The organism is Devriesea agamarum (genome assembly GCF_900070355.1).
GTDB classification, from domain to species: domain Bacteria; phylum Actinomycetota; class Actinomycetes; order Actinomycetales; family Dermabacteraceae; genus Devriesea; species Devriesea agamarum.
Map to the genome: position 1 here is coordinate 2,408,190 of NZ_LN849456.1, position 21,721 is coordinate 2,429,910.

Annotated in this window: 22 protein-coding genes; 11 read left to right on the forward strand and 11 right to left on the reverse strand. The window is 61.9% G+C overall.

Features of this window, described 5'->3' with window-relative positions; all coding sequences use genetic code 11:
* Positions 1-110: 110 nt before the first annotated feature.
* Entirely contained in the window at positions 111-1,517 is a 1,407-nt protein-coding gene (locus BN1724_RS10145; RefSeq protein WP_058235268.1) for an AI-2E family transporter, read from the reverse strand.
* A gap of 125 nt (positions 1,518-1,642) precedes the next feature.
* Here BN1724_RS10145 and BN1724_RS10150 point away from each other — a divergent pair, with 125 nt between their 5' ends.
* From BN1724_RS10150 to BN1724_RS10160, 3 genes are read left to right on the forward strand one after another with little or no spacing between them, the layout of a single operon-like run.
* Positions 1,643-2,431: a hypothetical protein gene (locus BN1724_RS10150; RefSeq protein WP_058235269.1), complete on the forward strand. Its 789-nt coding sequence runs from the start codon at positions 1,643-1,645 to the stop codon at positions 2,429-2,431.
* A 5-nt stretch (positions 2,432-2,436) separates the two neighbouring features.
* Complete coding sequence (locus BN1724_RS10155) at positions 2,437-3,465, forward strand: aminotransferase class IV (RefSeq protein ID WP_231928224.1); 1,029 nt, start codon at positions 2,437-2,439, stop codon at positions 3,463-3,465.
* Complete coding sequence (locus tag BN1724_RS10160) at positions 3,462-4,091, forward strand: class I SAM-dependent methyltransferase (protein WP_231928225.1); 630 nt, start codon at positions 3,462-3,464, stop codon at positions 4,089-4,091. The genes BN1724_RS10155 and BN1724_RS10160 overlap by 4 nt, the downstream gene beginning before the upstream one ends.
* An 81-nt stretch (positions 4,092-4,172) precedes the next feature.
* Here the strand turns inward: BN1724_RS10160 and BN1724_RS10165 are convergent, their stop codons facing one another.
* From BN1724_RS10165 to BN1724_RS10195, 7 genes are all read right to left on the reverse strand, one after another.
* Positions 4,173-5,132: a sugar-binding transcriptional regulator gene (locus BN1724_RS10165; protein WP_058235270.1), complete on the reverse strand. Its 960-nt coding sequence runs from the start codon at positions 5,130-5,132 to the stop codon at positions 4,173-4,175.
* A gap of 402 nt (positions 5,133-5,534) precedes the next feature.
* Positions 5,535-6,302, reverse strand: coding sequence for an ArsR/SmtB family transcription factor (locus BN1724_RS10170; RefSeq protein WP_058235271.1), 768 nt, complete (start codon positions 6,300-6,302; stop codon positions 5,535-5,537).
* Between the two features lie 4 nt (positions 6,303-6,306).
* The gene (locus BN1724_RS10175) at positions 6,307-7,752 is read right to left on the reverse strand and encodes an MFS transporter (protein ID WP_058235272.1); all 1,446 of its coding nucleotides are present in this window, start codon (positions 7,750-7,752) and stop codon (positions 6,307-6,309) included.
* 76 nt (positions 7,753-7,828) lie between these two features.
* The gene (locus BN1724_RS10180) at positions 7,829-8,602 is read right to left on the reverse strand and encodes an ABC transporter ATP-binding protein (RefSeq protein ID WP_058235273.1); all 774 of its coding nucleotides are present in this window, start codon (positions 8,600-8,602) and stop codon (positions 7,829-7,831) included.
* A 3-nt stretch (positions 8,603-8,605) separates the two neighbouring features.
* A complete protein-coding gene (locus tag BN1724_RS10185) occupies positions 8,606-9,643 on the reverse strand; it encodes a FecCD family ABC transporter permease (RefSeq protein ID WP_058235274.1) in 1,038 nt (345 codons plus the stop codon).
* A complete protein-coding gene (locus BN1724_RS10190) occupies positions 9,640-10,449 on the reverse strand; it encodes an ABC transporter substrate-binding protein (RefSeq protein WP_231928226.1) in 810 nt (269 codons plus the stop codon). The genes BN1724_RS10185 and BN1724_RS10190 overlap by 4 nt, the downstream gene beginning before the upstream one ends.
* Positions 10,450-10,921: 472 nt before the next feature.
* The gene (locus BN1724_RS10195; protein ID WP_197671787.1) at positions 10,922-11,896 is read right to left on the reverse strand and encodes a sugar-binding transcriptional regulator; all 975 of its coding nucleotides are present in this window, start codon (positions 11,894-11,896) and stop codon (positions 10,922-10,924) included.
* Between the two features lie 203 nt (positions 11,897-12,099).
* On the opposite strand from BN1724_RS10195, the gene BN1724_RS10200 reads away from it, so the two are divergent.
* From BN1724_RS10200 to BN1724_RS10230, 7 genes are all read left to right on the forward strand, one after another.
* Entirely contained in the window at positions 12,100-13,098 is a 999-nt protein-coding gene (locus BN1724_RS10200; RefSeq protein WP_058235276.1) for a phosphotriesterase family protein, read from the forward strand.
* 5 nt (positions 13,099-13,103) lie between these two features.
* Entirely contained in the window at positions 13,104-13,784 is a 681-nt protein-coding gene (locus BN1724_RS10205; RefSeq protein ID WP_058235277.1) for a 3-dehydro-L-gulonate-6-phosphate decarboxylase, read from the forward strand.
* Positions 13,781-14,680, forward strand: coding sequence for an L-ribulose-5-phosphate 3-epimerase (locus tag BN1724_RS10210; protein WP_058235278.1), 900 nt, complete (start codon positions 13,781-13,783; stop codon positions 14,678-14,680). Before BN1724_RS10205 ends, BN1724_RS10210 begins: the two co-directional genes overlap by 4 nt.
* 34 nt (positions 14,681-14,714) lie before the next feature.
* Positions 14,715-15,383, forward strand: a complete 669-nt coding sequence (locus BN1724_RS10215) for an L-ribulose-5-phosphate 4-epimerase (RefSeq protein ID WP_058235279.1) — start codon at positions 14,715-14,717, stop codon at positions 15,381-15,383.
* Entirely contained in the window at positions 15,380-16,330 is a 951-nt protein-coding gene (locus tag BN1724_RS10220) for a sugar kinase (protein WP_058235280.1), read from the forward strand. Before BN1724_RS10215 ends, BN1724_RS10220 begins: the two co-directional genes overlap by 4 nt.
* A gap of 4 nt (positions 16,331-16,334) precedes the next feature.
* On the forward strand, positions 16,335-17,681 hold the full coding sequence (locus tag BN1724_RS10225; RefSeq protein ID WP_058235281.1) for an MFS transporter: 1,347 nt from the start codon (positions 16,335-16,337) through the stop codon (positions 17,679-17,681).
* A gap of 166 nt (positions 17,682-17,847) precedes the next feature.
* A complete protein-coding gene (locus BN1724_RS10230; RefSeq protein WP_231928227.1) occupies positions 17,848-18,936 on the forward strand; it encodes an isoaspartyl peptidase/L-asparaginase family protein in 1,089 nt (362 codons plus the stop codon).
* Between the two features lie 142 nt (positions 18,937-19,078).
* Here BN1724_RS10230 and BN1724_RS10235 read toward each other — a convergent pair whose 3' ends face one another.
* Both BN1724_RS10235 and BN1724_RS10240 read right to left on the reverse strand, forming a co-directional pair.
* Positions 19,079-20,002: a DMT family transporter gene (locus BN1724_RS10235; protein ID WP_231928228.1), complete on the reverse strand. Its 924-nt coding sequence runs from the start codon at positions 20,000-20,002 to the stop codon at positions 19,079-19,081.
* A gap of 14 nt (positions 20,003-20,016) precedes the next feature.
* Entirely contained in the window at positions 20,017-20,409 is a 393-nt protein-coding gene (locus BN1724_RS10240; RefSeq protein WP_058235283.1) for a PLD nuclease N-terminal domain-containing protein, read from the reverse strand.
* A gap of 50 nt (positions 20,410-20,459) precedes the next feature.
* On the opposite strand from BN1724_RS10240, the gene BN1724_RS10245 reads away from it, so the two are divergent.
* The gene (locus BN1724_RS10245) at positions 20,460-20,771 is read left to right on the forward strand and encodes a DUF4229 domain-containing protein (RefSeq protein WP_058235284.1); all 312 of its coding nucleotides are present in this window, start codon (positions 20,460-20,462) and stop codon (positions 20,769-20,771) included.
* Here the strand turns inward: BN1724_RS10245 and BN1724_RS10250 are convergent.
* Positions 20,727-21,626, reverse strand: coding sequence for a 1,4-dihydroxy-2-naphthoate polyprenyltransferase (locus tag BN1724_RS10250; RefSeq protein WP_058235285.1), 900 nt, complete (start codon positions 21,624-21,626; stop codon positions 20,727-20,729). The two genes, BN1724_RS10245 and BN1724_RS10250, sit on opposite strands and share 45 nt — an antisense overlap.
* Between the last annotated feature and the right edge of the window lie 95 nt (positions 21,627-21,721).

Below are 21,721 nucleotides of genomic sequence, written 5' to 3' on the forward strand. Positions count from 1 at the left end.
CGGTGTCGGGCCCGTCTAAGGGTTTGATTTAGGTGACCAGCCCGTCTGTAGCCAGGTGGATCAGCGTGGTCCACGCAGTTTCACGTCCGATACCGGGTCAGCACAACAGGTCATTCCCGACCCGGTCCGGAAGAGCTTGCCGCATTCGGCCCTGAAGAACCCGAGTTCGCGCTGGAGTCCGAATTGGAGGCTGAGTCCGAGATGGACTCCGCATCGGTGTCGATCTTCGCTTTACCGTCAGATGTCGTGAGATCGGGGCTGACCCCCGCGCCCTTTCCCCGCCGCCGGGCTCCGGCCCATGCCACCACCTGAGCGGCGAAGTTCGCGACCTGATTGGTTTCCAACGGGCCCGGATCGCGACCAACTAGGTAGACCACCATGCGGTTGATGGTCGCAATGGCAGGCACCGCGAGCAGCGCTCCCGAGATCCCCATCAGCGCGGTTCCGGCAGCGACGCCGAGCACTACCGCCAGCGGATGCACCGCTACGGCGCGGCCCATGATGAACGGCTGCAACCCGTGGGCCTCGACCTGATGAACGACGATCACAATGCCGAGCATGACGAGCGCAGCGACCCAGCCCTGGGTGACCAAGGCGAGGATGCATACCAGAAGCCCGGACAGCACGGCGCCAACCAGCGGCACAAACGACACCAAGAACACCAGCACGAACACCGGGAGCAACAGAGGCGCGGGAATTTGCAGGATCGCCGCGCCAATGGTGATCCCCACTGCGTCAATGGCCGCAACCAGGATCTGCACCCGGGTGTAGTGGGCGAGAGTGTCCCAGCCGCACACCAGGGCGCCCGCGGTGCGCGCCCGCGCCGGTTCGGGCAGCAGGCGCATTATCCAGCTGGTGATGAGTTTGCCGTCCAGCAGGAAGAACACCGTGGTGAACAGGGCGACGATGACGCCGATCAGGAATTCGCTGGCACCGGTTGCTGCCCCAACTGCGCCTCCCACGATGTCGGAGGAATGCTCATTCAACGCCTTTTGCAGTTGCTCTAGCCCCTTGGCGAGCATGTCGGATGCCTGGGACGAGCTGAGCCCGAAGGGCCCCGCTTTGATGAAGCTGTCGATGTTGTCCAGACCGTGCGAGACCTGGTCGCGCATCTGCTGAAAACCTTCGGCGAGCTGCTGACCGACGATGGTGAGCAGACCCAGAATCAGCAGAATGAAACCAATAACGGTGGTGATCACGGCAATCCCGCGCGGCAGATGCATGCGCACGAGCCAGTTCACCACCGGGGCGAGCAGTGCCGCTAACAGCAGGGCGATTAGAGCGGGCAGGATCACGGTGGCGTACACCGAGGAGGCGGCCCAGATGATGATGCCAAGCCCCAGAATGACCAGGATCAGTCGCCACGAATACGCAGCTGCCACCTGTAACGGCATCGGGACGTACGAGCTGGCGGGGCGCCCGTTGCCGTTGAGGCCTGCGAGGTCGGTGGAACCGATGGACTGTGTTGAGGTCGAGGTGCTGTCAGTGCCTGGAGGGGAGGAGGTCTGATCGGGCATGGGCGCATAGTAGACCGTGTGGCCGAGAATTTCGCGGCCTCGGTGCAGGGGTGGACGGCTAGAGCATTCAGATGGGGCATAGGGTCTGCGACGCGCGGCAGGCAAGGTATGCCAAAGTTGGTGTCATGAGACCTCATATTCGCTGGCCCGAACCACCGCATCCGCTCGATGTGCGCTTACTGCGCCCGAATATTGAGCGCCTCACGTCATTGGTGGAGCGATCATCTGGTCGTCTCGCGCAGGTGCCATCGCTGATGGATGACGCGGACACGGCTGCTGACATTCCTCCTGTGCTGGTTCCTTTGGCCGAAGAATTTGCCGGGGTCCGGGTCGGGGATGGGCTCGCTGTGTCTCTGCTTGCGGATGAGCGCAGCGATCTCGGTCCGTACACGCTGCTGGGAGCGGCGACGACGTTCTACCCCCTGATGGAATCAGGTGAGAGCGCCGTGATTCTCACGATTGACGCGGACGGAAATCCTGGGAGCGTGCTCGGAATTGGGGAAGACCTGTCGGTCAGTTACCTGGCGTCGGACCTTGCCGGATTCCTGTGCCTGACAGCGGATGTACTGGAGTTCGCCCTCGATCATTCGGAGTCCGCGCTGGACGTCGAACAGATCGCGATGATGCTGATCAACGGTGGTGTTGATCAGCGTGCCGATGATGACGGTGAAAACCGAGCCCACGGTGAGGCGCCCATCGTGCAATGGCAGGGCATCGACGCTGTGGGCGCCGCTGATCTTCAGCTTCCCAATCACGCCGTGGCCTGGGCTGATCTGCGCGAGGCGGCTAGCGGTTCGGTGGTTGACCCGCTGGCCTTCGACACCGGCGATGACCCCCTGGAAACCCGTCTCGGCTGGACCTGCGGCGGTTTGATCCTGTGGATAGCAGGCTCTGAACCGGGCGGCGTAGCATGAGCGTTATGTCGACTGATGCTGCCGCAACGCCGCCCTCTGATCCGTCTGCTGCCCCCTCTGACTCCTCCGCCGTGTCCTCCGGCTCGTCCATCAAGGCCCCCGGTAGCACTCTGGGTGTCGATCAGCCGAAACCTGAACGCGCCGTTTTAGTGATGATCCACCGGGTGCTCGATGAAGGACCCGGTGCATCGGATACCGAGCTGACCAAGCTCCCACGGTTCACAGTGGTCCCCGAAGATCACCCGCAACTGCGGGCCACTGACCTGGGCCTGACCCGCGGCGATGGGGTTTTCGAGACCATCGGTGTATTCGATGGTGTTCCGATGAACCTGGGGCCGCATCTGAAGCGGCTCGCACACAGTGCGCAGATGCTGGATCTTGGCCATATCGATCAGGGCCTGATTGCTGAAGCAGCGACCGCTGGCATTGACGCCCATGACCCGGTGGCTGAACTGACCGTCCGAGTGGTGCTGACGCGCGGCGTCGAAGGCGACGGACACCCCACCGGCTGGGTGCACGCCCGCACCGCAGCTGACTACGGCCCTGAACGCGAAGGTATCGACGTAGTGTGCCTGGACCGGGGACTGTCCTCCACCGTGGCGAGCACCAGCCCGTGGTTGCTCGCGGGAGCCAAAACCATTTCGTATGCCGTGAACATGGCAGTGTTGCGCGAGGCTGCCCGCCGTGGGGCGCAGGACGTGCTGTTTGTATCCTCCGATGGATACGCACTCGAAGGTCCCACCTCGACGCTGCTGGTCAAAGAGGGAGATCACCTGGTGACCACTCCGGCTGACGCGGGAATTCTCGCCGGGACCTGCATCCGGTCTGTCTTTGATGCTCTCAACGGACAGTACACGTGCACCGAGGAACTGATGAGCCTGGAGCGGGTGAAGTCTGCTGACGCTGCCTGGCTGCTGTCCAGCAGTCGCCTGGTGGCACCGATTAACCACCTGGATGAGACCGCGCTCGGGCGCGATCATGGCCTTGACACTCGCATCTTTGCCATTCTCAGCGGCCGAGGGGAGAACGCGTGAGCGCCACCCGACCCGAATCCCACTGGGAGCGCATGACGCGTCAGAATCCCGCACATTCCACCTGGTACATTCAGCGTTTCCGCGATATGCGGGAACGGGGCGATGATCTCGACGGTGAAGCCCGGTGCGCGGATGCGATGGTTCCTCGCGGTTCGAGGATCTTGGATGCCGGATGTGGGCCGGGTCGGGTCTCCATCGCATTGGCCGACCGAGGCCACACGGTGACCGGGATCGACATCGACCCGGTGCTGATTCAAGAGGCCCAGCGAGATGCTGCATCCCGGTGTCTAGGACAGCCGGAGTTCATTGTCGGCGATATTTGCACGATGAGCCCGCAAACGGTTCCGGGTTATCCCTTCGACCTGATCGTGTGCGCCGGTAACGTGATGACGTTCCTAGCGGAGGGGACTCAGCGCGATGCGCTCGCGGCAATGTGCGCGGTTCTCGCCCCCGACGGCAGGGCTGTGGTCGGTTTTGGTACGGGTCGTGGCTATCCAGCCGACGCGTTTTTCGTCGATATCGAGGATGCTGGGTTACGGGTTGAGAACTGTTTTTCGACCTGGGATCTGCGACCGTGGCACGACGGCGGGAACTTCATCGTGGCGGTGCTCGGAAAGGCATCGTAATCGGGGTTGTTATGCCTGGCCTGCGCCAGCGGGCACCATAGATCGTGTCCGCGGATGCGGCGGTGCTATGCCCTGGGGACGTTAGCTCCGGGCGAGCACCGCCTCGGCGAGGGACGTATCGACGACCAGCATGTTGATAATTCCCGACCTGAGGGCTCCGATCACTCCGCCCGCTTTCTCAAGCCCAGCGGCCACTCCGATCACCTGTTTAATGCTTTTCAACTGGTCGAGAGTCACCCCGACAATCCGCTGTGAGGTGGGTGGACCCAGTGGTTTGCCCAGCGCGTCGAAAAACTGTCCGCACATATCGCCGACGGGTTTTTGAGCCAGAAACTTGGCGTACTCGTCCTGGGACAGGTTCATTCCTTGCAATAGATGAGGCGATGAATGCATGCCGTGGGATCCAATACCGACCATGGCCAGGTCAACTGCTGCTGCCTGCCTCAATACGGTGCGGATGGATCGCTCCTGCAAAAACGTTTCGCAGGCTCTGGCCGATTCCACCACTGCGGGGGCGTACACGCGTTCTGCTCGAGTGCCGAGCCGGTCTGCGAGCCGTTGCGCTACGGAATCGCCGCCTTCCAGCGTGTCTAATGCGCTCAGGCCCCCGACCAGCGGGATCACTACGGGGGCTGATGGGCGGCGCAGCGGGCGTAGATGGGAGACGACATCCTGCAGTGTGTGCCCCCAGCTGATTCCAATGGAGCGGACTTTGCGGGCGCGTTCATACAGGAGGTCGGCGCTGGTGCGGGCGACTACGTCCAGCGGTTTTTCTCGTGGGCCTGGGGCGACGACGACTGGTTCTCGCAGGTTAAATCGGGACCGCAGAGCCCGCTCTAGGGCGCCGTCGCGGACTGCCGGAGCGTCGGGGTCATGGATGGTGATCTCGACGATGCCCCGCTCACGCGCCTGTGAAAGTATCCGGGACACGTTTGAGCGAGAGACATCGAGTTCGCGCGCTATTTCGGCTTGGGAGCGTCCCTGGTCGTAATACAGGCGGGCGGCCTGCACGAGCATGTCCGTGTCGCGGTGCGCGGGCAAGGAGACTCCTTTACTAGTGGTGACCCTGCCATTGTGCACCTTTGTGAGGATTAATGGCTGTGAGGGGCTGTGTCTCGTCGGGCCGTGCTGCGCAGGAGTTTGAGCCTGGCAGAGGAGCTGCTGCTCGTAGGGTCGGTCAGAACAAAGACCAGCTGGAGAAGATCAACGCGTTTAAGGGCTTCCCTAATGCCCCACACAACGCACCGCTTAAAGCGATATATAGCGCATAGGCCGCTGTTTGGGTGGTAGATGAGGATCTATCCATCGACGTGTGATACCGGGATATGTAACGGGTGTATCGGAACGGTGGTCAACCGGCGTGCTGGAAGGATGGCCAGCTGACCTCACGAAACGATGGACAACTGGGCTGCCGAAACGGTAGGTAATCGATCTGCCGAAACCTCACCCCTGAAGATACTGATCGAGTTCAGCATGCCCGGCATCGGTCAGGACCAGTTCGCGCGGCTTAGAGCGACGCTTGACTAAACCGCGCTCCAAAAGACTGGTCAGCAAGGCGGCGCCGAGCCCGCCGGCAAGATGATGAGCCTGCTCCGTCCAATCCACGCACACTTTTAGGGCAGGTCGCCGCGCCGCGAGAACAGATGGAAGATCCACTCCGAATCGGGTAAAGACCTGCTCGGCCCGGTCGCCGAACTCGTACGGTGCATGTTTGAGAGTGGCCGACACGGGTTCATTGGGTCCCCGCCGGGTTCCGGGGTCGCCGTCGGTCCGAACCAGGCCCTTCTCGGCGACAATACCGCGAAATAGGCCGGTGCCGAGTTCCCCAGCCGCGTGATCGTAGCAGGTGCGGGCGGTTTTTAACCGGGCGAGGCGGGTTGAGCCCGATAGCGAATGGGCCAGTCCCGCTGGGGGACCGGGCACAATCGCCGCGAGGGTTTCCAGCGCTTCGCCGATGCGTTCATTGGTGAGCCGGTAATAGCGGTGTCGTCCTGAGGTCCAGGATTCGACGAAACCGGCGTTCTGTAGCCGCTTCAGATGCCCACTCATGGTGGAGGGTGTCACACCGGCCTCGGCGGCGAGATATGAGGCGGGCAGGGAACGGCCATCACACAGGGCGATGATCAGCCGGGCGCGGGATAGATCGGCCAGGCACGCGGCGGCCTCGGCAACCCGATATTCCTCACCGGTGGATGACAGCGGAGTGGGCATAGCGTCAGTGTCCTTCATGCACAGTGTTCACACCAGTATCGGGGGATTGCGTGTTCTCCGGGGCTGTGTGCGATGGCCGCGAGAGTACCCTGCGCTGGACTCCGATGCAGGCCAGCGCGGCGATCACGAAGAGCACAGCACTTGTAATCAGCAGAAGGTCGGTGTGGGAGAGAAACGTCGATGGGGATGCGGTGCTACCTGCGAGAGCGGCGCAGATCGCCACCCCCACCGCTCCGCCAACCTGACGTGCGGTGTTCGAGAGCCCGGATGCGGTCCCTGATCGGTCAGGAAGCGCGGCCATCGCGGCATCCACAACCCCCACCACCAAAATCCCGATACCGAGCCCCCAGAGCACCAGGCCGATGGCAAGGACGGGTCCGAACGAGAGATCGGTAATCGCCAGGACGATAAAACCGATGGCCCCGATGACCGCACCAATCGCTGCGGTGGGCAGCGCTCCGATCCACCGAACCATTCGGGACGCCAGCGGCGCCGCGAGCGGGGTGGGAATGAACAGGAACAGCACCGCGCCCCCGGATGCCAAGGCGGATAGCCCATGAATGCTTTGAAGTGCCTGGGTGAGCACAAACAGAATTCCGAGCGTGCACAGATTCATGACCCCTGCGACGAGCACCGGCACCATGAGTCGTCCTCGGCGGATCACCGCAGAGGACAGCATCGGATCGGGATGTCGGCGTTCATGGACCCAAAACAACACCAGCGATACCAGTGCCACCAGTAGCAATCCTGCGCTCAGAAGCGATGAACGCTCCCATTCGATCACGGCGGCGATGAACGCCCCGAGGGCGGCTGCCGACAGGACGGCTCCCCACAGGTCCACCGCTTGCCCCCGGTTTGGCGCGGTTCTCGGCGCGGTGCGCATCACCCCGAGCAGCGCAAGTAGTCCGAGTGGAACCGATAACCAGAACACGGACCTCACCCCAAATAGGTTCACAAGAATGCCTCCGAGCAAAGGTCCTGCCGGAAGGGCGGCTCCACCGATAGCAGCCCAGATTGCGACGGCCCGGGACCGTGCTGTCGGGTCGGGGAACGCATTGGTGAGCAGGGCGAGGGTTCCGGGGAGCATCAGGCCGGCGGCTATCCCCTGAACGAGTCGCGCCACAACCAGAACTGCGAAGGTAGGGGCGAGTGCGCAGGCAACGGAGGCGAGGGTCACCCCGAGCAGTCCGACGCACACGATCTGGCGGTGTCCGAGTCGGTCGCCGATTGACCCTGCCGCAAGCAAAAGTGCTCCGAGCGGGATCGCGTAGGCGTCGACAGTCCAGGCGAGGGGAGGGCCAGTTACCGCAAATGTCGACGAAATTGCGGGTAGGGCGACGTTAACAACTGTGACGTCGAGCAGGATCAGGAAGTATCCAAGGCACATCGCGGTGACAAATCCTCGACGGGGCCCGGTGTTCAGTGGTGCATTCGCGTGCGACTTCGGCATACCTCCACCGTGCACCCGAAATGCTTCGGTGCTCACCGAAGTGTGTGCGCAGGTGTGTGCGGGTGGATGGCGTTAATTAAGCCAGGCTAGACCACGAAAACCGTAAGCGATCCGTTGCTTCAACTGTGCCGTTGACCTGGAAATGCTGTCGGACGAGCTCATCGGTGAGAATTTCTTGAACCGGTCCGGCGGCGACCACGTGCCCGGCATTCATGACCAGGAGGTAGTCAGCGAATGCAGCGGCTAAATCGAGGTCATGGATCACTGCGACGGTGGTCAGCCCCACCTCGCGGACCTGACTCAGCAAATCGATTTGATGCCGAAGATCGAGATGATTCGTCGGCTCATCCAGCAGCAAAGCCTGCGGTTCTTGGGCAAGGGCGCGTGCCAGTTGAACCCGTTGTTTTTCGCCACCGGACAGATGCGACCAGCGACGGGATGCCAGATCCGCAATCCCGGTCATGCGCATGGAGCGGTCAACCGCCCCATCTTCGCGAATATGCCCCCAGCGGCCCCGATGAGGGATACGGCCCAATGCAACCACATCGCGCACCTCTAAATCCACGGTAGCCCGAGGAACTTGCTCTAAGAGCGCCATGATTCGGGCCCGTTGTCGACGGGGAATCTGAGCGAGCTTCTTATCGTGCACCCAGACGGTGCCGGTAGTGGGGGTACGCAGTCCGGCGAGTAGGTGAAGCAGAGTGGTTTTCCCTGAACCGTTGAGCCCAATGATCATCGTCATCTGATCTCGCGGAATCTGGATGGTGATGCCGTCGACAATGGTTTTCCCGTCGACGCACCAGCTCAAATCCTCGGTCCGAAACATCACTTGACCTGCGGACTCAGTCATAGCTTAGGACCTCCTGGCCTGTCGGCGCAGCAAGATGACCAGAACTGGAGCACCAACCGCGGCGGTGACCACCCCAACAGGTATTTCTTCCCCTGGTGCCAGAGAGCGTGCGGCGGTATCAGACCAAACCATCAGCAGGGCCCCCGCGAATGCGCTGGTGGGTAAAAGGAAATGATGGCGCGGTCCCACCATTAAACGGACGATATGTGGCACTGTGAGCCCAACAAACCCGATCGGACCGACATAGGACACGCACAGGGCGGTTGCAAGCGCCGTACCGACCATAAAGCTCCAGCGCACGAAGGTCACCGGAATGCCCAGGGACATCGCGGATACATCCCCAAAGGCGAAGGCGTCGAGGATCCGAGCGAAAATCATCGCCACAAATGTGCACAGCGCAGCGGCAGCAAGGAGCACAATCGCCTGTGACCAGCGAACCCCCGTAAAAGCACCGAGGGTCCAAGCCATTGCTGAACGGGCTGCGTCGCGGGTTCCGACCACCATGATGAGCAGGGAGGTGGCTGCTCCACATAACTGACCGACGGCAACGCCTGCCAAAATGGTCCGTCCCGGTGGTAGCTGCCCCGACCGGCCGGTTGCCATCGCCAGGACCAACACCAATGCTCCGATAGCACCGATAAATGATGCCAATGCCATCAGGGTGGTTTGGGTAAAGGCGCTGGAAATGCCAAGCACGAGAACGGCGACCGCCCCAACGGATGCGCCATTGGAGATGCCCAGCAAATACGGGTCGGCCAGTTCATTACCGGTGAGGGTCTGTAACACGGCACCGCACAGAGCCAATATCACCCCGACAGTGACGGCTCCGAGAACCCTTGGCGCCCGCATGTCCCAGACGATCTGGTCCGTGAGCGGGGTGACGTTTCGCCCTTCACTCAGCCGCATCCGACGTGCTACTACGTCAATAACTTCGGTAAGTGACAGGTGCACCGACCCAATGGAGAGAACAATTAAGCAGCTGAGAGCTAGAGCGAACGCCAGGACGGCGAGCCAGATTCCAGTGCGAGTGCCGGCCTTCACCGGGCGGAAAGGGTGTGGAGGCCATCGCTGACAGCTTTGGCTCCGTCGACTAGGCGTGCTCCTGGGGTGGATTCGGCAAAGGGGATAACAATGAATGCCTTGGATTTCACCGCGGGTAGATTTTTCAGCACGGGGTCATTGGCAAGATAGTCCTGTTTTTTCTGTGCGCTATCCCAATCAGCGTCAGCGAAAACGATCACATCAGGGTTGGCTTTCACCACGTTTTCCCAGGACACGCTGGCCCATCCCTTATCGATATCGCCGAAAATATTCGTGGCACCCACCGCCGACATAATGAGCTGCGGGCCGCCGGCACCTGCCCCTGCGAACGGTGTTTTATCGCCGGAGTCGTACCAGAAAATCTTCTTCCCCTTACCGGCAGCGGTTTTTTCCACCGTAGCGAGGGTCTTTTTCTGTTCAGCAATCAAGTTTTTGGCGGCGTCCGGTTGGCCGAAGATCGCGCCGACGTCATTCAGCTCTCCCCAGACATTGTCGAAGGTTGCGTCGGCCTTTTTCCCGTCGGGGCAGGAGAACGGGCTGAGATAGGTTTTTATCCCTTTTTTAGCGAGATCTTCGCGGGTGCCGACTCCTTCTTTGTCGGTGAATGCGCTCGCATAGGATGCCAGGACCACATCGGGTGTCGCGGAGATCAGTTTCTCTTTGCTGGGATAGTTTTTGGCGAGCACGGGGACCGACTCGTACGCTGCCTTCCATTTTTCCGGCACGGGGCTGTCTAGATAGGCGGTTCCCACAAGGTGCTTGTGGAGGCCGAGGCTCAAAACCTCTTCCGTGGCGCCCTGGTTCACGGTGATTCCCCGTGTGGCCGGGCGATCAAAGTGCAAGGTCTGGCCACAATTTGTGAGGGTAAAGGCCTGAGCGTTTGCGGTGGTTGAGGTTGAAGATGAGGATGCGGATGGGGTTGAGGATTGTGGTGCTCCCGCGCACGCGGCGAGGCCAGTCATAGCGCTTAATGTGGCGACGAAGCAGAGAAGTCTCGTCGTGGGTCGTGGCTTAGCGAAAAAGTGCGACGGTGCCATGGGACGCTTTCTGTCACGAGTTCTCGGGGGGAGAACGAGAAGGCCTGGATACGGCAGTAGGTTAGGTGTGGCTTCTTGGGATTTTCCGAGAATTACTACCTGGCCATGACTGAAGTCCTAGGGGTGAGCATTGAGGCAGTGTGGCCGGTGGTGTGGTCGGCGGCTCACAGGCGGGTTGTTTGTGAACGTTTTAACTTGGATGTACACCTTGTCTACAGGGCGGTCTGATCAGGGTGTGGTTTTACCGCTGGGTGTCATCAACCAGCAGTTCAACCGCGGTCTCGCGGTCGGTAACCAGCGCGGACACGAATCCGCCTGCGATAGCCGCCCGGATCGCCTCCACTTTCTCACGCCCCCACGCGACGCCGATCACCAGTGGGATCGAGCGCATGCGAGAGGGATCCACGGAGATGGTTCTCGCGCATAGCGGGGTGTCTACATGGGAACCGTCGGCAGCGAAATGGTGCCCGCAAATATGGCCCACAGCTTGGGAATGTGTCAGGTGGGCCGACATTTCCACGTTCTCGTGCCCGTCGAAAATATGTCCGGAGCGGCCTCGCAGCACGGCACCGATTCCGACCAGGGCAACGTCAGCCCGGGCGGCCAGCTCGAGGGTGGTCGCCACCTGGTCCTCTTGCCTAAGGGCGATAGCTAAGGCCGATGAGGCGACCACCAGCGGAACCGGCAGGGCGTGGTAGCGGCCGCCAAGCTTAGCCGCCATGCGACGGCAGGCTTCGGGAGAGTCCAACAAGGTGTCGGAGCGCCCCACGCTGCCGATCATCTGCACCACCCGGGATTGGGTGCGTTCAAGTTTCGGCATTGCATCGACCGTGGCCGCGACCGCCATCCCGTTTGAAATGGCGAGCACGACGTCGTCCTGGGTGCTTTCGATGACCAGGTCGGCGGCGCAGCGGGCAACAGCGGTCGGGGTGGACATGGCGCCGCCGGATTCTGCGACTCGGACGGCTTTGAGGCCGAATTGGCGCGTCAGTGCTTCTTCGACGGTGAGCACTCGTTCTAACGGGTGGGAGATGTGGACGGTGACGATCCCGCGGCGCCGGGCCTCGGCAAGGAGCCGGGAGACAGTCGGACGCGAGTAACCGATTCTCTGGGCGATAGCGCCCTGGCTGAGGTTGTTTTCGTAGTACAGGCGTGCCACGTCCAACAGCAACGAGATGTGGTGCCGTTCCTCCATGGTCGCGGTACGCGTGATCATCTGTTCATGTTATCGCTGTCACGATAATGGTTTCGGGACTGAACTCCCAGTTAGATCACGGGAAGACGTCGCAATCTAGTGGATGCGTGAACCGATGTTCATGCGGGTGGTGGTGAATGCTCTACGAGCTGCCTACATTCACAACGTATCCAGGGCGCGGATTACCGAGGATGTCCGGCCCCATTATCGAAGGAGATCGTCCCATGGCAGCTAAGCCTTTTGCCCGCACTATCCGAGGCGATGTTGATCCGGCGACGCTCGGTGTGGTTAACGCCCACGATCACCTCATCCGGGTGGGGGCCGGAGAGGTTTACATCGACCGCGACCACCAGCTCGACTCGGTCGAGAAAGCCATCGAAGAAGGCACCTACTTCGCCGAAGCCTCCAAGAAATGGAGCCCGAACGGCGGCACCGTCGTCGATATGTGCCCCATCAACTGTGGCCGCGACCTGGACAAACTCGCCGAAGTTGAGGCCGCCGTCGACGGTCTGCAGGTCATTGCCACCACCGGCTTCCACCGCGAACACGTCTACCTAGAGACCCAATCCCACTGGGTGAGCCGCTACAGCGTAGAGAAAATCGCTGAACTGATCATCGCCGACATCGAAGAAGGCATCGACCGCCACGACTACTCCGGCCCCGTCGTCGAACGCACCCCCTACAAGGCAGGCTGCATCAAAGTCGCCACCGCCTACGGCAAAATCACCGCGTTTGAACGCAAATGCATGGAAGCCTGTGCCATCGCCTCCATCGAAACCGGCGCCCCGATCAACACCCACACCACCTACGGCACCTGCGGCCTCGAACAAGCACAAGAACTCAAAAAAATGGGAGTTCCCGCCGACCGGATCGCCATCGGCCACATCCAGCGCAACGCCGACGTGTTCTACCTGCAGCAGATCCTCGACGAAGGCGTCTACCTCGAAATCGACGGCACCTACCGCATCAAATACCAGCCCGACTCCAACCGCATCATGGAACTGCGTGAACTCGGCGAGAAAGGCTACGGCGACCGCATCCTGCTCGGCACCGATTCCGGCAAACGCGGATACCAGAAGGCATACGGCGCAGTGACCGGCGTCGACTTCAACCCCGCGGTAGACGGCCCCCGCATGATCGCCGAAGGATTCGACCCCGAGTACGTCCACAAGCTCCTCATGCTCAACGGCCAGCGTTTCTTCACCATGCGAGTCGAGGGCTAAGAACCATGGAAGGTGCTCGCCACCCACGCCTGCAAATCGCACTCGACACAACCGATCTGCCCTCCGCGCTGCGCCCGCTCAACGCCGCCATCGACCACGTCGATGTCATTGAATGCGGCACGATCCTGATCATCAACGAGGGGCTACGTGCCGTCCGCGAAATCCGGGCGCTCTACCCCAACACCACGATCCTCGCGGACGTCCGCATCGCTGAAGCAGGCAACCTGATCGCCCGCAACTGCCTAGACGCTGGCGCGAACTGGGTCAGCTGTGTCGCCGGAGCCTCCCTGACCACCATCGAACAGGTAGTCAAAGTCGCGGATGAACTCGGCGGCGAAATTCAGGTAGAGCTGAACGACGACCACTACACGCTCGACAAAGCCCGCCAATGGCGCGACATCGGCGTGCAACACGTCATCGTCAAACGCTCGCGCGACCTCGAAGCCGCGGGAATCCTCGAATGGACCTCCCGCGACCTCGACCGAATCGCCGAAGTTAAACAGCTGGGATTCACCGTCACCGTCACCGGAGGAATCAAAGCCGACGAACTCGATGTCTTCCAAGGTGCCCCGGTAGATGTCGTGATCGCAGGACGTGAAATCGTCAAAGCCAATGACCCCCACGCCGCCGCCGCCAAGCTGCAGCAGCGCATTGCGGAAGTCTGGGCAGATGGGCGCGCCTCATGAGCGAACACTGCGGATGCGAATGCTCGCCAGGCCGCCACAACGACGGCGCCATCTCCCTCGGGATCTACGAGAAGGCCCTGCGCCACACCGGGGACTGGGACGCGTTTTTCGCTGACGCCCGCGATGCGGGTTTCAGCTTCGTTGACCTCAGCGTCGACGAAAGTCCCGAACGGCGCGAACGCCTCACCTGGCCCAGCGCCGAACGCCGAGTCCTGCGCGACACCGCCCGCCGATACGGCATACAGATCGGCGGACTATGCCTATCCGTCCACCGAGCCGTCGGACCAGGTTCAGCCGACCCAGCCGTGCGCGCCGAAGCCGCCCGGATTTTCCGGGACGGAATCGACCTGTGCCAAGACCTTGGCATCCCCGTTTTGCAAGTCGCCGGCTACTACGCGTACTACGAACAGCCCGACCCGGACCAGCGTGCCCGCTACATCGAGACCCTGGCCCAGGCAGTGCCCCACGCGGCCCGCGCCGGGGTGTTACTCGGCATCGAAAACGTCGACGGCAACGATGTCACCTCGATCAGCGGAGCGATGGAGATCGTGCGCGACATTGACTCGCCGTGGCTTCAGCTCTACCCAGACATCGGAAACATCGCTGAACAGCAGCTGGACACCCGCGACGAACTGCGCGCTGGACGCGGTCACATGCTGGCCCTGCACGTCAAAGACGTGCTGGTCGGTGAACCACGGCGGATCCCCTTTGGCCAAGGTGTCGCGGACTTCCCAACCGCTTTCGATGAACTCGCCCGGCAGCAATGGTCAGGTCGAATCATGCTCGAAATGTGGAACGACGACGCCCCGGACTCCGCTGCGATCAGCGCCCGCTCGCGTGAACTGATCGCCGGATGGCTGCGCACAGCCGGTCTGACGATCAGCACCCACGCCTAAACCCCACCACACCGCACCCCACCAGGAGGCAAAGATGCTTGAACAGTTGAAAGAAGAGGTGTGCGAGGGCAACCTCGCGCTTGCGAGATCCGGACTCGTCGCGTGGACCGGAGGGAATCTTTCCGCTCGCGACGAGAGCGGCGACGTGATCGTGATTAAGCCGTCCGGCGTGCGCTACAGCGAAATGACACCGGACGATATGGTCGTAGTGTCCATGGACGGGCGCGTGATTGAAGGCCATCGCGGACCATCCTCCGATACCCAGTCCCACCTTGGGATTTACCGGGGTCGAGACGACGTGCGCAGCGTTGTGCACACGCACTCGCGGTACGCCACTGCCTTTGCGGCAGTGGGTCGAGAAATCCCCTGCTGCCTGACCGCTATCGCTGACGAATTCGGGGGACCTGTGCCCTGTGGCGGGTACGCACCCATCGGCGGCGACGCCATCGGGCGCGAAGTCCTCGCAAAAATTGGGCGCTCCCCGGCTATCTTGATGAAACAGCACGGCGTGTTCACCATCGGACCGTCCATTAACAAGGCTCTGCAAGCCGCCGTCATGGTCGAAGACGTGGCACGCACCGTCGCCATCGCGGAATCTCTAGGAGACATCGAAATCCTGCCCGACGAGGAAATCGAAGCCAACTACGACCGCTACCACAACCGGTACGGAACCATGGCTGCCAGTCTGGGGGTGACGGCATGACCTACGACCTCACCACGATTGGTGAAGGACAGATCCGCCTGACCGTAGATAAAGGCGAACGCCTGGTCTCAGCCCGGCAGCTGCGCATGACCGCGGCCTGCAGCGAAGCGAACGTTGCCGGTCTGCTCTCCCAACTCGGACGCCACACCTCCTGGTCATCGGTGATGCCGCAGGGGGACCTCTCCGAGCGGGTGCTTCAGGAATTCCGCAGTGTAGGTGTGGATCTCTCCCATATGGTGCGGGTTCCCGAGGGTCGCGTCGCCCTATATTTCATGGAACCCGGTGAGTTCCCGATGCCCGGCAAAGTCACCTACGACCGCCAGTGCACCCCGTTTAGGGACGCGAAAATTGAGGACTTCGACTGGGACACCATGCTCGATGCCCGAATCCTGTTCCTCACCGGCATTACCGCAGCTCTAACCGAGAACACGGCGCGTTTGGTGCGCTATGCTGCCGACGCCGCCGCCGAACGCGGCGTGGACATCGTCCTAGACGTCAACCATCGCACCATGCTGTGGAGTGGCGACCAGGCCCGCGAGGTCCTCACCCCGATTGCAGAAAAAGCCACGGTGCTGTTTTGCTCCCGCAAAGACGGCGCCACCGTCTTTGGCATCAACGGAAATGGCCCCGAGGTCTGCCACGCTTTGCGCTCGCGCTTTGGTAGCCGGCACGTCGTCTCCACGGACCAGGTGGAGGGTGTCTACCTGTCCTCAGAAGACGCCGGCGAACACACCTTTACGGTGCAGCGGGTTCCCGTGGTCGACCGGCCCGGCGCCGGCGACTCCTTCGTTGCGGGAACGCTGCATGGTGTCCTGGCCGGAAGCGTTATGGACGGCGTCTCCTTCGGAATGCGCACCGCAGCCTACGCCCTTACCCACCACGGCGATCTCACCCATATTTCGCCGCGAGAACTCGATATTCCCGTGACGACAGACATTGTGAGGTGATCGTATGAACGCCACCGCATCATCGCCCACCGCGTATGAACAGATCGACTCCCGTCCTCTTACCAAGAATCAAAAGAGCCTCATTTCCCTGGTCGTGATGGGAAACCTGTCGGAGTTTTTCGACATGTTCCTGATCGGTTTCGTCGTGGCACTGCTGACGAAACCATGGCACCTCACCGGCTTTGAAGCCGGGACGATCCTGGCCTGCTCGGGGCTCGGCACGGTTCTCGGCGCCATCCTCTGGGGCCGACTCGCCGACCACATGGGCCGACGTCACGCATTCTTCTGGTGCGTCGTCATGTTCGTCGGCTTCACCGCGCTCACACTGCTGACACCGGACCGCGGCTGGTGGATGCTCGCCATTTTGCGGGTAGGCGTCGGCATCGGCGTCGGCGGATTGAACATCACCTCAATCCCGTACGTCCAAGAGTTCGTGCCGTCCAAGCATCGCGGCCTGCTTGCGGGCCTCGGGTCCGTGTTCATTCCGCTGGGACTCTTCCTCGGCTCGGTCTCGCAGAAAATCGTCGGTGACGATTGGCGTTTGCTGATCGCACTGGGCTGCCTGCCAGTACTCTTGCTGATCTGGTTGCATTTCGTCCCGGAATCGCCCCGGTATTTCCAGAGCAAAGGCCGTGACGACGACGCGCGCAAAGCCCTCGCCTGGGCGTTGGAGCTTCCGATCGAGAAAGTGGGATCCCTGCCGCCGCTCGAAGAAACCTCGGCAGCCTCCTACCGTGTGGTGTTCACAAAGTATCTGCGACCGCTGATCGTGGTCACCTTGGGCTCATTCTGCTTCATCATGGGTGGCTTCGCCGTACAGTCCTGGGGACAGACCCTGCTCAAAGATGGGTTTGGCTACAGCGTGGGCACCGTAGCGCTGCTGTTCATGCTGGTTTCGTTCGCCGATCTCATTGGCCGTCTCGGATCGGCGTTCCTCGCGGACTTAATTGGCCGCCGCACCACCATGTTCCTGTTCGGCCTGCTGGGTGCGGTGGGCTGCTTTATCGCGGCTTTCTCACATCACAGCGGTGTTGTGTTCTTCATTGCGGTTCTCGTCATCATGATGTTTGGCGACGGTGCATTCGGCATTCTCAACGCCTTCGGCGCTGAACAGTTCCCGACGGCGGCGCGTTCAACCGGCCTTGGCCTCGGCTACGGCATCGGCGCCACCGCGAAAATCATCGGCCCCGCACTGCTGGGTTTCATGATCGGCGGAAACGCGGTGAAACAAAATGTCACCTTGGATGTGATCACCCCAGCGTTCAGCTTCTTCGGAATCTGCCTGATCATCGGCGCCATCACCTACCTGTTTGCACGGGAGACCAAGGGCAAGTCGCTGGAAGAAATTTAGGGCATCGCCACAACGGGAGCACTCGCTCACCCCGCAACTAGCGGACGACCACGGAGTTTTGGCCTTGGGCCGGACCCGTGGTCGTCTGCGTGAGATGGGGCAGTATCCATGAAAGCCTGAATAAATCCTCGGACAGGCTGATCGGCGAAGCGCTACCATGCCAACCGTGTCCAACACTCCCGCATCCCCGGAAAAACTCTCGGCGCATCCCGCCAACCCCACCAGCAGCCTGACGATCCCTGGCCCGGCCCGCACTGCCACCGCGTGCCCCACCCGGGCATTTAGCATCGTGGTGCATGCAGGTGCAGGTTCGCGCACCGAGGAACTCAGCCTCGAAGCCCAAGCCGACTACGAAGAGGGCCTTCGCGCCGCGCACGCGGCAGGGGAGAAGATCTTAGAGCGCGGCGGCAGCGCCGTGGATGCGGTGTGCGCCGCGGTCGCGGAACTGGAAGATAACCCCCTGTTTAACGCTGGACGAGGTGCAGCGTTGACCTCCGAAGGGCGCGTCGAACTCGATGCCTGTGTGATGGACGGCGGCAGTAACGCCATGCCCACAGATACTTCTGCCCGCCCGGATGCGGCAGCGGATATGGCATCGATGGCTGATACGCAGGCCCAGCCGGTTCACGGTCTGCCGCGAGCGGGCGCGGTGGCAACCCTGACGGGTGCGCGCAATCCAGTCCGGATGGCACGTGCAGTGCTCGACGAAGGCCGCCATGTGCTGATGATGGGGGTGGATACTGAGCGCATCGCGGCCTACGGATGCGAGACCGCCCCGGCGGCCTATTTCATCACCGAGGCGCGGCGGACCCAGCTGGAACGAGTGCGCGCCGGACTCGAAGAAGGTGAAAAACACGGCACCGTCGGAGCAGTGGCCCGGGACGCGTCGGGTCGCCTCGCGGCGGCCACTTCCACCGGTGGCCTGGTCAACCAGGCCCCCGGACGGGTCGGGGACACCCCGGTGGCAGGTGCCGGAACCTATGCCCGAACCGGCCTGGTGGCGATTTCCTGCACGGGCACCGGGGAAGCGTTCATCGAGGCGTGCACCGGGCACGAGATAGCCTCACGGATGCGATACCGCGAAGACGACCTGGAAACGGCGCTCGCCGGGGTTCTGGATGAGGAGATTGGACCGCGCTGCGCAGACGGCGGCATTATCGGCGTGGATGCGCGGGGACGGATCGTTGTGGCTCTGAACGCGGAGGCCATGTTCGCGGCGTGGCGCGACGGCGACGAAATTGTGGTGACCGTCTGACGGAGCTTTCTGCCGGTGACGGCACCAGTGATGTCATGGCAGGTCTGGGTCGTATAAGGGTGCCGACCAGCTAGCGTGTCTTGGCGCCGATGAGTGCGCGGGGTTATGTGCCAACGCGCCAGGTCTCATGAGGTGCGGCGGATTACACGCGGCGACGCCGGGCGGTGATACCTGCCGCGAGCAGGGTGAGCACGGCCCCAGCCAAGGTTGTCCACACCAGATGGGTTCCGGGCGCGGGAGCGATCGTATCCAGCAGAACAGACCCCGTGATTTGCCCGGCAATAGTGGTCATTGCCAGGGTCAACACCCCCAAGGTGTGCACCAGCTGAGCAGAAATAGCAATAAAAGCCACCCCGATCACCCCGCCAATGTAGAGAATCGGATCCGTCGGTAGAGCCCGCGGCGGGCCACTCACACCCACGTGAATCAACGCACCGATCACCAACAAGATCGTGCCGAGCACGAAATTCGCCAGGGTCGCCGTTAAATAGTGGCCCGAATGGGTGGAGACTCGCCCGTTGACCGCTTGTTGCAGGCCGACAAACACTCCGGCGATAACCGGCAGAATGAGCAGCCCCCACGGGATGCTGTGTTGCGCCGTAGTGATTCCTTCTCCCGACATCGCGAGGATCACCGCCGCCACCATGAGCACCGCACCCAGTACCCGAGAGACCGAAAGCTGACGGGGTCCGCCTGGTCCGAGCCCCACGCGGTCCACCACCAGGCTGGTTACGGTCTGTCCGGCGACCAAGCTGACAACGAACAGCGCCACCCCGATGGACGCCACGGTGAGACTCTGTGCCAGGATCAGCATGCCGCCCCCGACACCTCCAAGAGCGAGGTACCAGGGAAAACGTCGTTGCCAAAGGTCGTGGCAGAACTGGGCGGTGGCGCATCGGGCCCGGGGCAGAGCCAAGGTACATGTGGCCACCAAAATCAAGCCACTCCCGAACGATATGGCTGCGGCCACGTAGCCATCGTCGAGCTCAGCGGCCAGCTGACCATTGATGCGCGACTGCACGGCAAGTAAGACGCCACTCAAGACTGTTAACGGAATAGCCCACACGGAACGCCTCGGGATCAGTCGTCGTGCCGTGGATGCTCGCCCCGAGGATTCTCGTCCGGCTGCTCTTTACGCTGCTGTTCCCGGCGACGGCGTCTGATGTCCTCATCGAGCTTGCGCAAAAACTCTGGGTCCTCATCGGGAGCCATGGGGCGTCGACGGCGGGTAGCTTCCCGTCGGCGAGCCAGCTCATCGCGCAGTTCTCGACGGACGCCGGTGACACCAGCGATGCTGCGATCTTTGCCGACTAAGATCCATGCGATTGGCCCCGCGACGGGGACCAGTGCAATCACGATGAGCCACACGAATTTTGGCAGCCCTTTGATTCGCGTGTCGTCGGTGGACGCGCAGTCGGCAATCGCATAGATGGTCAGAGCAATTATCACGATCGCGAGGATGACCCTGGGCATGTAGCCAGTGTATCGGCAGCTTTTTGTTCCGCCCGATAGAGTGGTTTACCGTGCGAGACCTTCTGCTGTATGTCTTTCTTCGCGTCCTCATTTTCGCGGCCCTGTGGTGGCTGCTGTATTGGATTGGGCTCGGGAGTTTAGCCCTGAGCGGGATTTTTGCCGCGGTTCTCGCGATGCTGGTGTCAATTCTTGTCCTCGGGCGTCCCCGGCAGGGCATTGCGTTGCGTTGGGAACAAGCGGATGCGCGTCGCCGTGCGCGCAAGGCTCCGGTCCGCGATCACGACGCCGATGCTGAAGATCAGCTCATCGACGGTTCCTCACCCGAGGGTGCGGTGCAACAGCGCTCCGGCGAGAACCAGTAACGAGAACACCAGTTCCAGGCGGCCACTCGACCCGAGGGCCGGGATGAGGTCGTATCCGGTGAGGCGTCTGATCAGCACATCCCGAAGCGGGGCGATAGTCAGCGGCAATGCGCCGGCCACTAAAGCGACCCAGGGGGCTGAGATGATCACCGGAATCATGAGAGCAAACGGGACCAGCAGCAATGCGACGATCAGTCGGCGCGAGGCTGAGTCGCCGATGCGCACCGACAGGGTGAGTTTGCCGCTAGCCCGGTCAGTGGGGATATCCCGCAGATTATTAATGACCAGAAGCGATACGGCGAGTAACCCGACAGCGCACGCCGCACACACCGCGCCGATGCTGACTGTGCCGGCAATCAGATAGCTGGTGCCCAAAACTGCCACCAGCCCAAAAAACACGAACACGAAGACTTCGCCGAGCCCTCGGTACCCGTACGGGTTCGTTCCACCGGTGTAGAACCAGGCGGCGGCGATTGCGGCGATGCCGACCAGCACCATCCACCAGGCTCCGGCGAGTGCGACCAGGGTCAATCCGCAGATGGCGCCGACGGCAAAGCAGATGAAGGCAGCGCGTTTGACCGCGGCGGGTCGAGCTGCCCCGGAACCGGTGAGGCGGAAAGGTCCGACTCGTTGGTCGTCTGTGCCCCGGATGCCGTCGGAATAGTCATTGGCATAGTTCACGCCGATTTGCAGTGCGAGACAAAGCCCGAGTGCCAGCAGGGCACGAGGGATGGTAATGCTTGGTTTGAGACCCGCTTCAATAATCGCCAGCGCGGTGCCCACGGCAACGGGCGCGACGGCGGCGGGTAACGTTTTGGGGCGGGCTGCGCTGATCCACTGGGCGGGACTGGCCACGGAACTCCTTGAGGCAATATCGATGGACTGAGACGGTGCTGTGAGGCAACCGGCTGAAGCACCTGGCACGGGTGTAGCCGTTGTCACGGCTGGCA

Coding starts and splice junctions, on each gene's coding strand:
- BN1724_RS10150 (WP_058235269.1), top strand. CDS start 1,643: ATGAGACCTCATATTCGCTGGCCCGAACCACCGCATCCGCTCGATGTG.
- BN1724_RS10195 (WP_197671787.1), bottom strand. CDS start 11,896: ATGATCACGCGTACCGCGACCATGGAGGAACGGCACCACATCTCGTTG.
- BN1724_RS10210 (WP_058235278.1), top strand. CDS start 13,781: ATGAGCGAACACTGCGGATGCGAATGCTCGCCAGGCCGCCACAACGAC.
- BN1724_RS10155 (WP_231928224.1), top strand. CDS start 2,437: ATGTCGACTGATGCTGCCGCAACGCCGCCCTCTGATCCGTCTGCTGCC.
- BN1724_RS10200 (WP_058235276.1), top strand. CDS start 12,100: ATGGCAGCTAAGCCTTTTGCCCGCACTATCCGAGGCGATGTTGATCCG.
- BN1724_RS10145 (WP_058235268.1), bottom strand. CDS start 1,517: ATGCCCGATCAGACCTCCTCCCCTCCAGGCACTGACAGCACCTCGACC.
- BN1724_RS10225 (WP_058235281.1), top strand. CDS start 16,335: ATGAACGCCACCGCATCATCGCCCACCGCGTATGAACAGATCGACTCC.
- BN1724_RS10215 (WP_058235279.1), top strand. CDS start 14,715: ATGCTTGAACAGTTGAAAGAAGAGGTGTGCGAGGGCAACCTCGCGCTT.
- BN1724_RS10220 (WP_058235280.1), top strand. CDS start 15,380: ATGACCTACGACCTCACCACGATTGGTGAAGGACAGATCCGCCTGACC.
- BN1724_RS10240 (WP_058235283.1), bottom strand. CDS start 20,409: ATGCCCAGGGTCATCCTCGCGATCGTGATAATTGCTCTGACCATCTAT.
- BN1724_RS10180 (WP_058235273.1), bottom strand. CDS start 8,602: ATGACTGAGTCCGCAGGTCAAGTGATGTTTCGGACCGAGGATTTGAGC.
- BN1724_RS10170 (WP_058235271.1), bottom strand. CDS start 6,302: ATGCCCACTCCGCTGTCATCCACCGGTGAGGAATATCGGGTTGCCGAG.
- BN1724_RS10175 (WP_058235272.1), bottom strand. CDS start 7,752: ATGCCGAAGTCGCACGCGAATGCACCACTGAACACCGGGCCCCGTCGA.
- BN1724_RS10205 (WP_058235277.1), top strand. CDS start 13,104: ATGGAAGGTGCTCGCCACCCACGCCTGCAAATCGCACTCGACACAACC.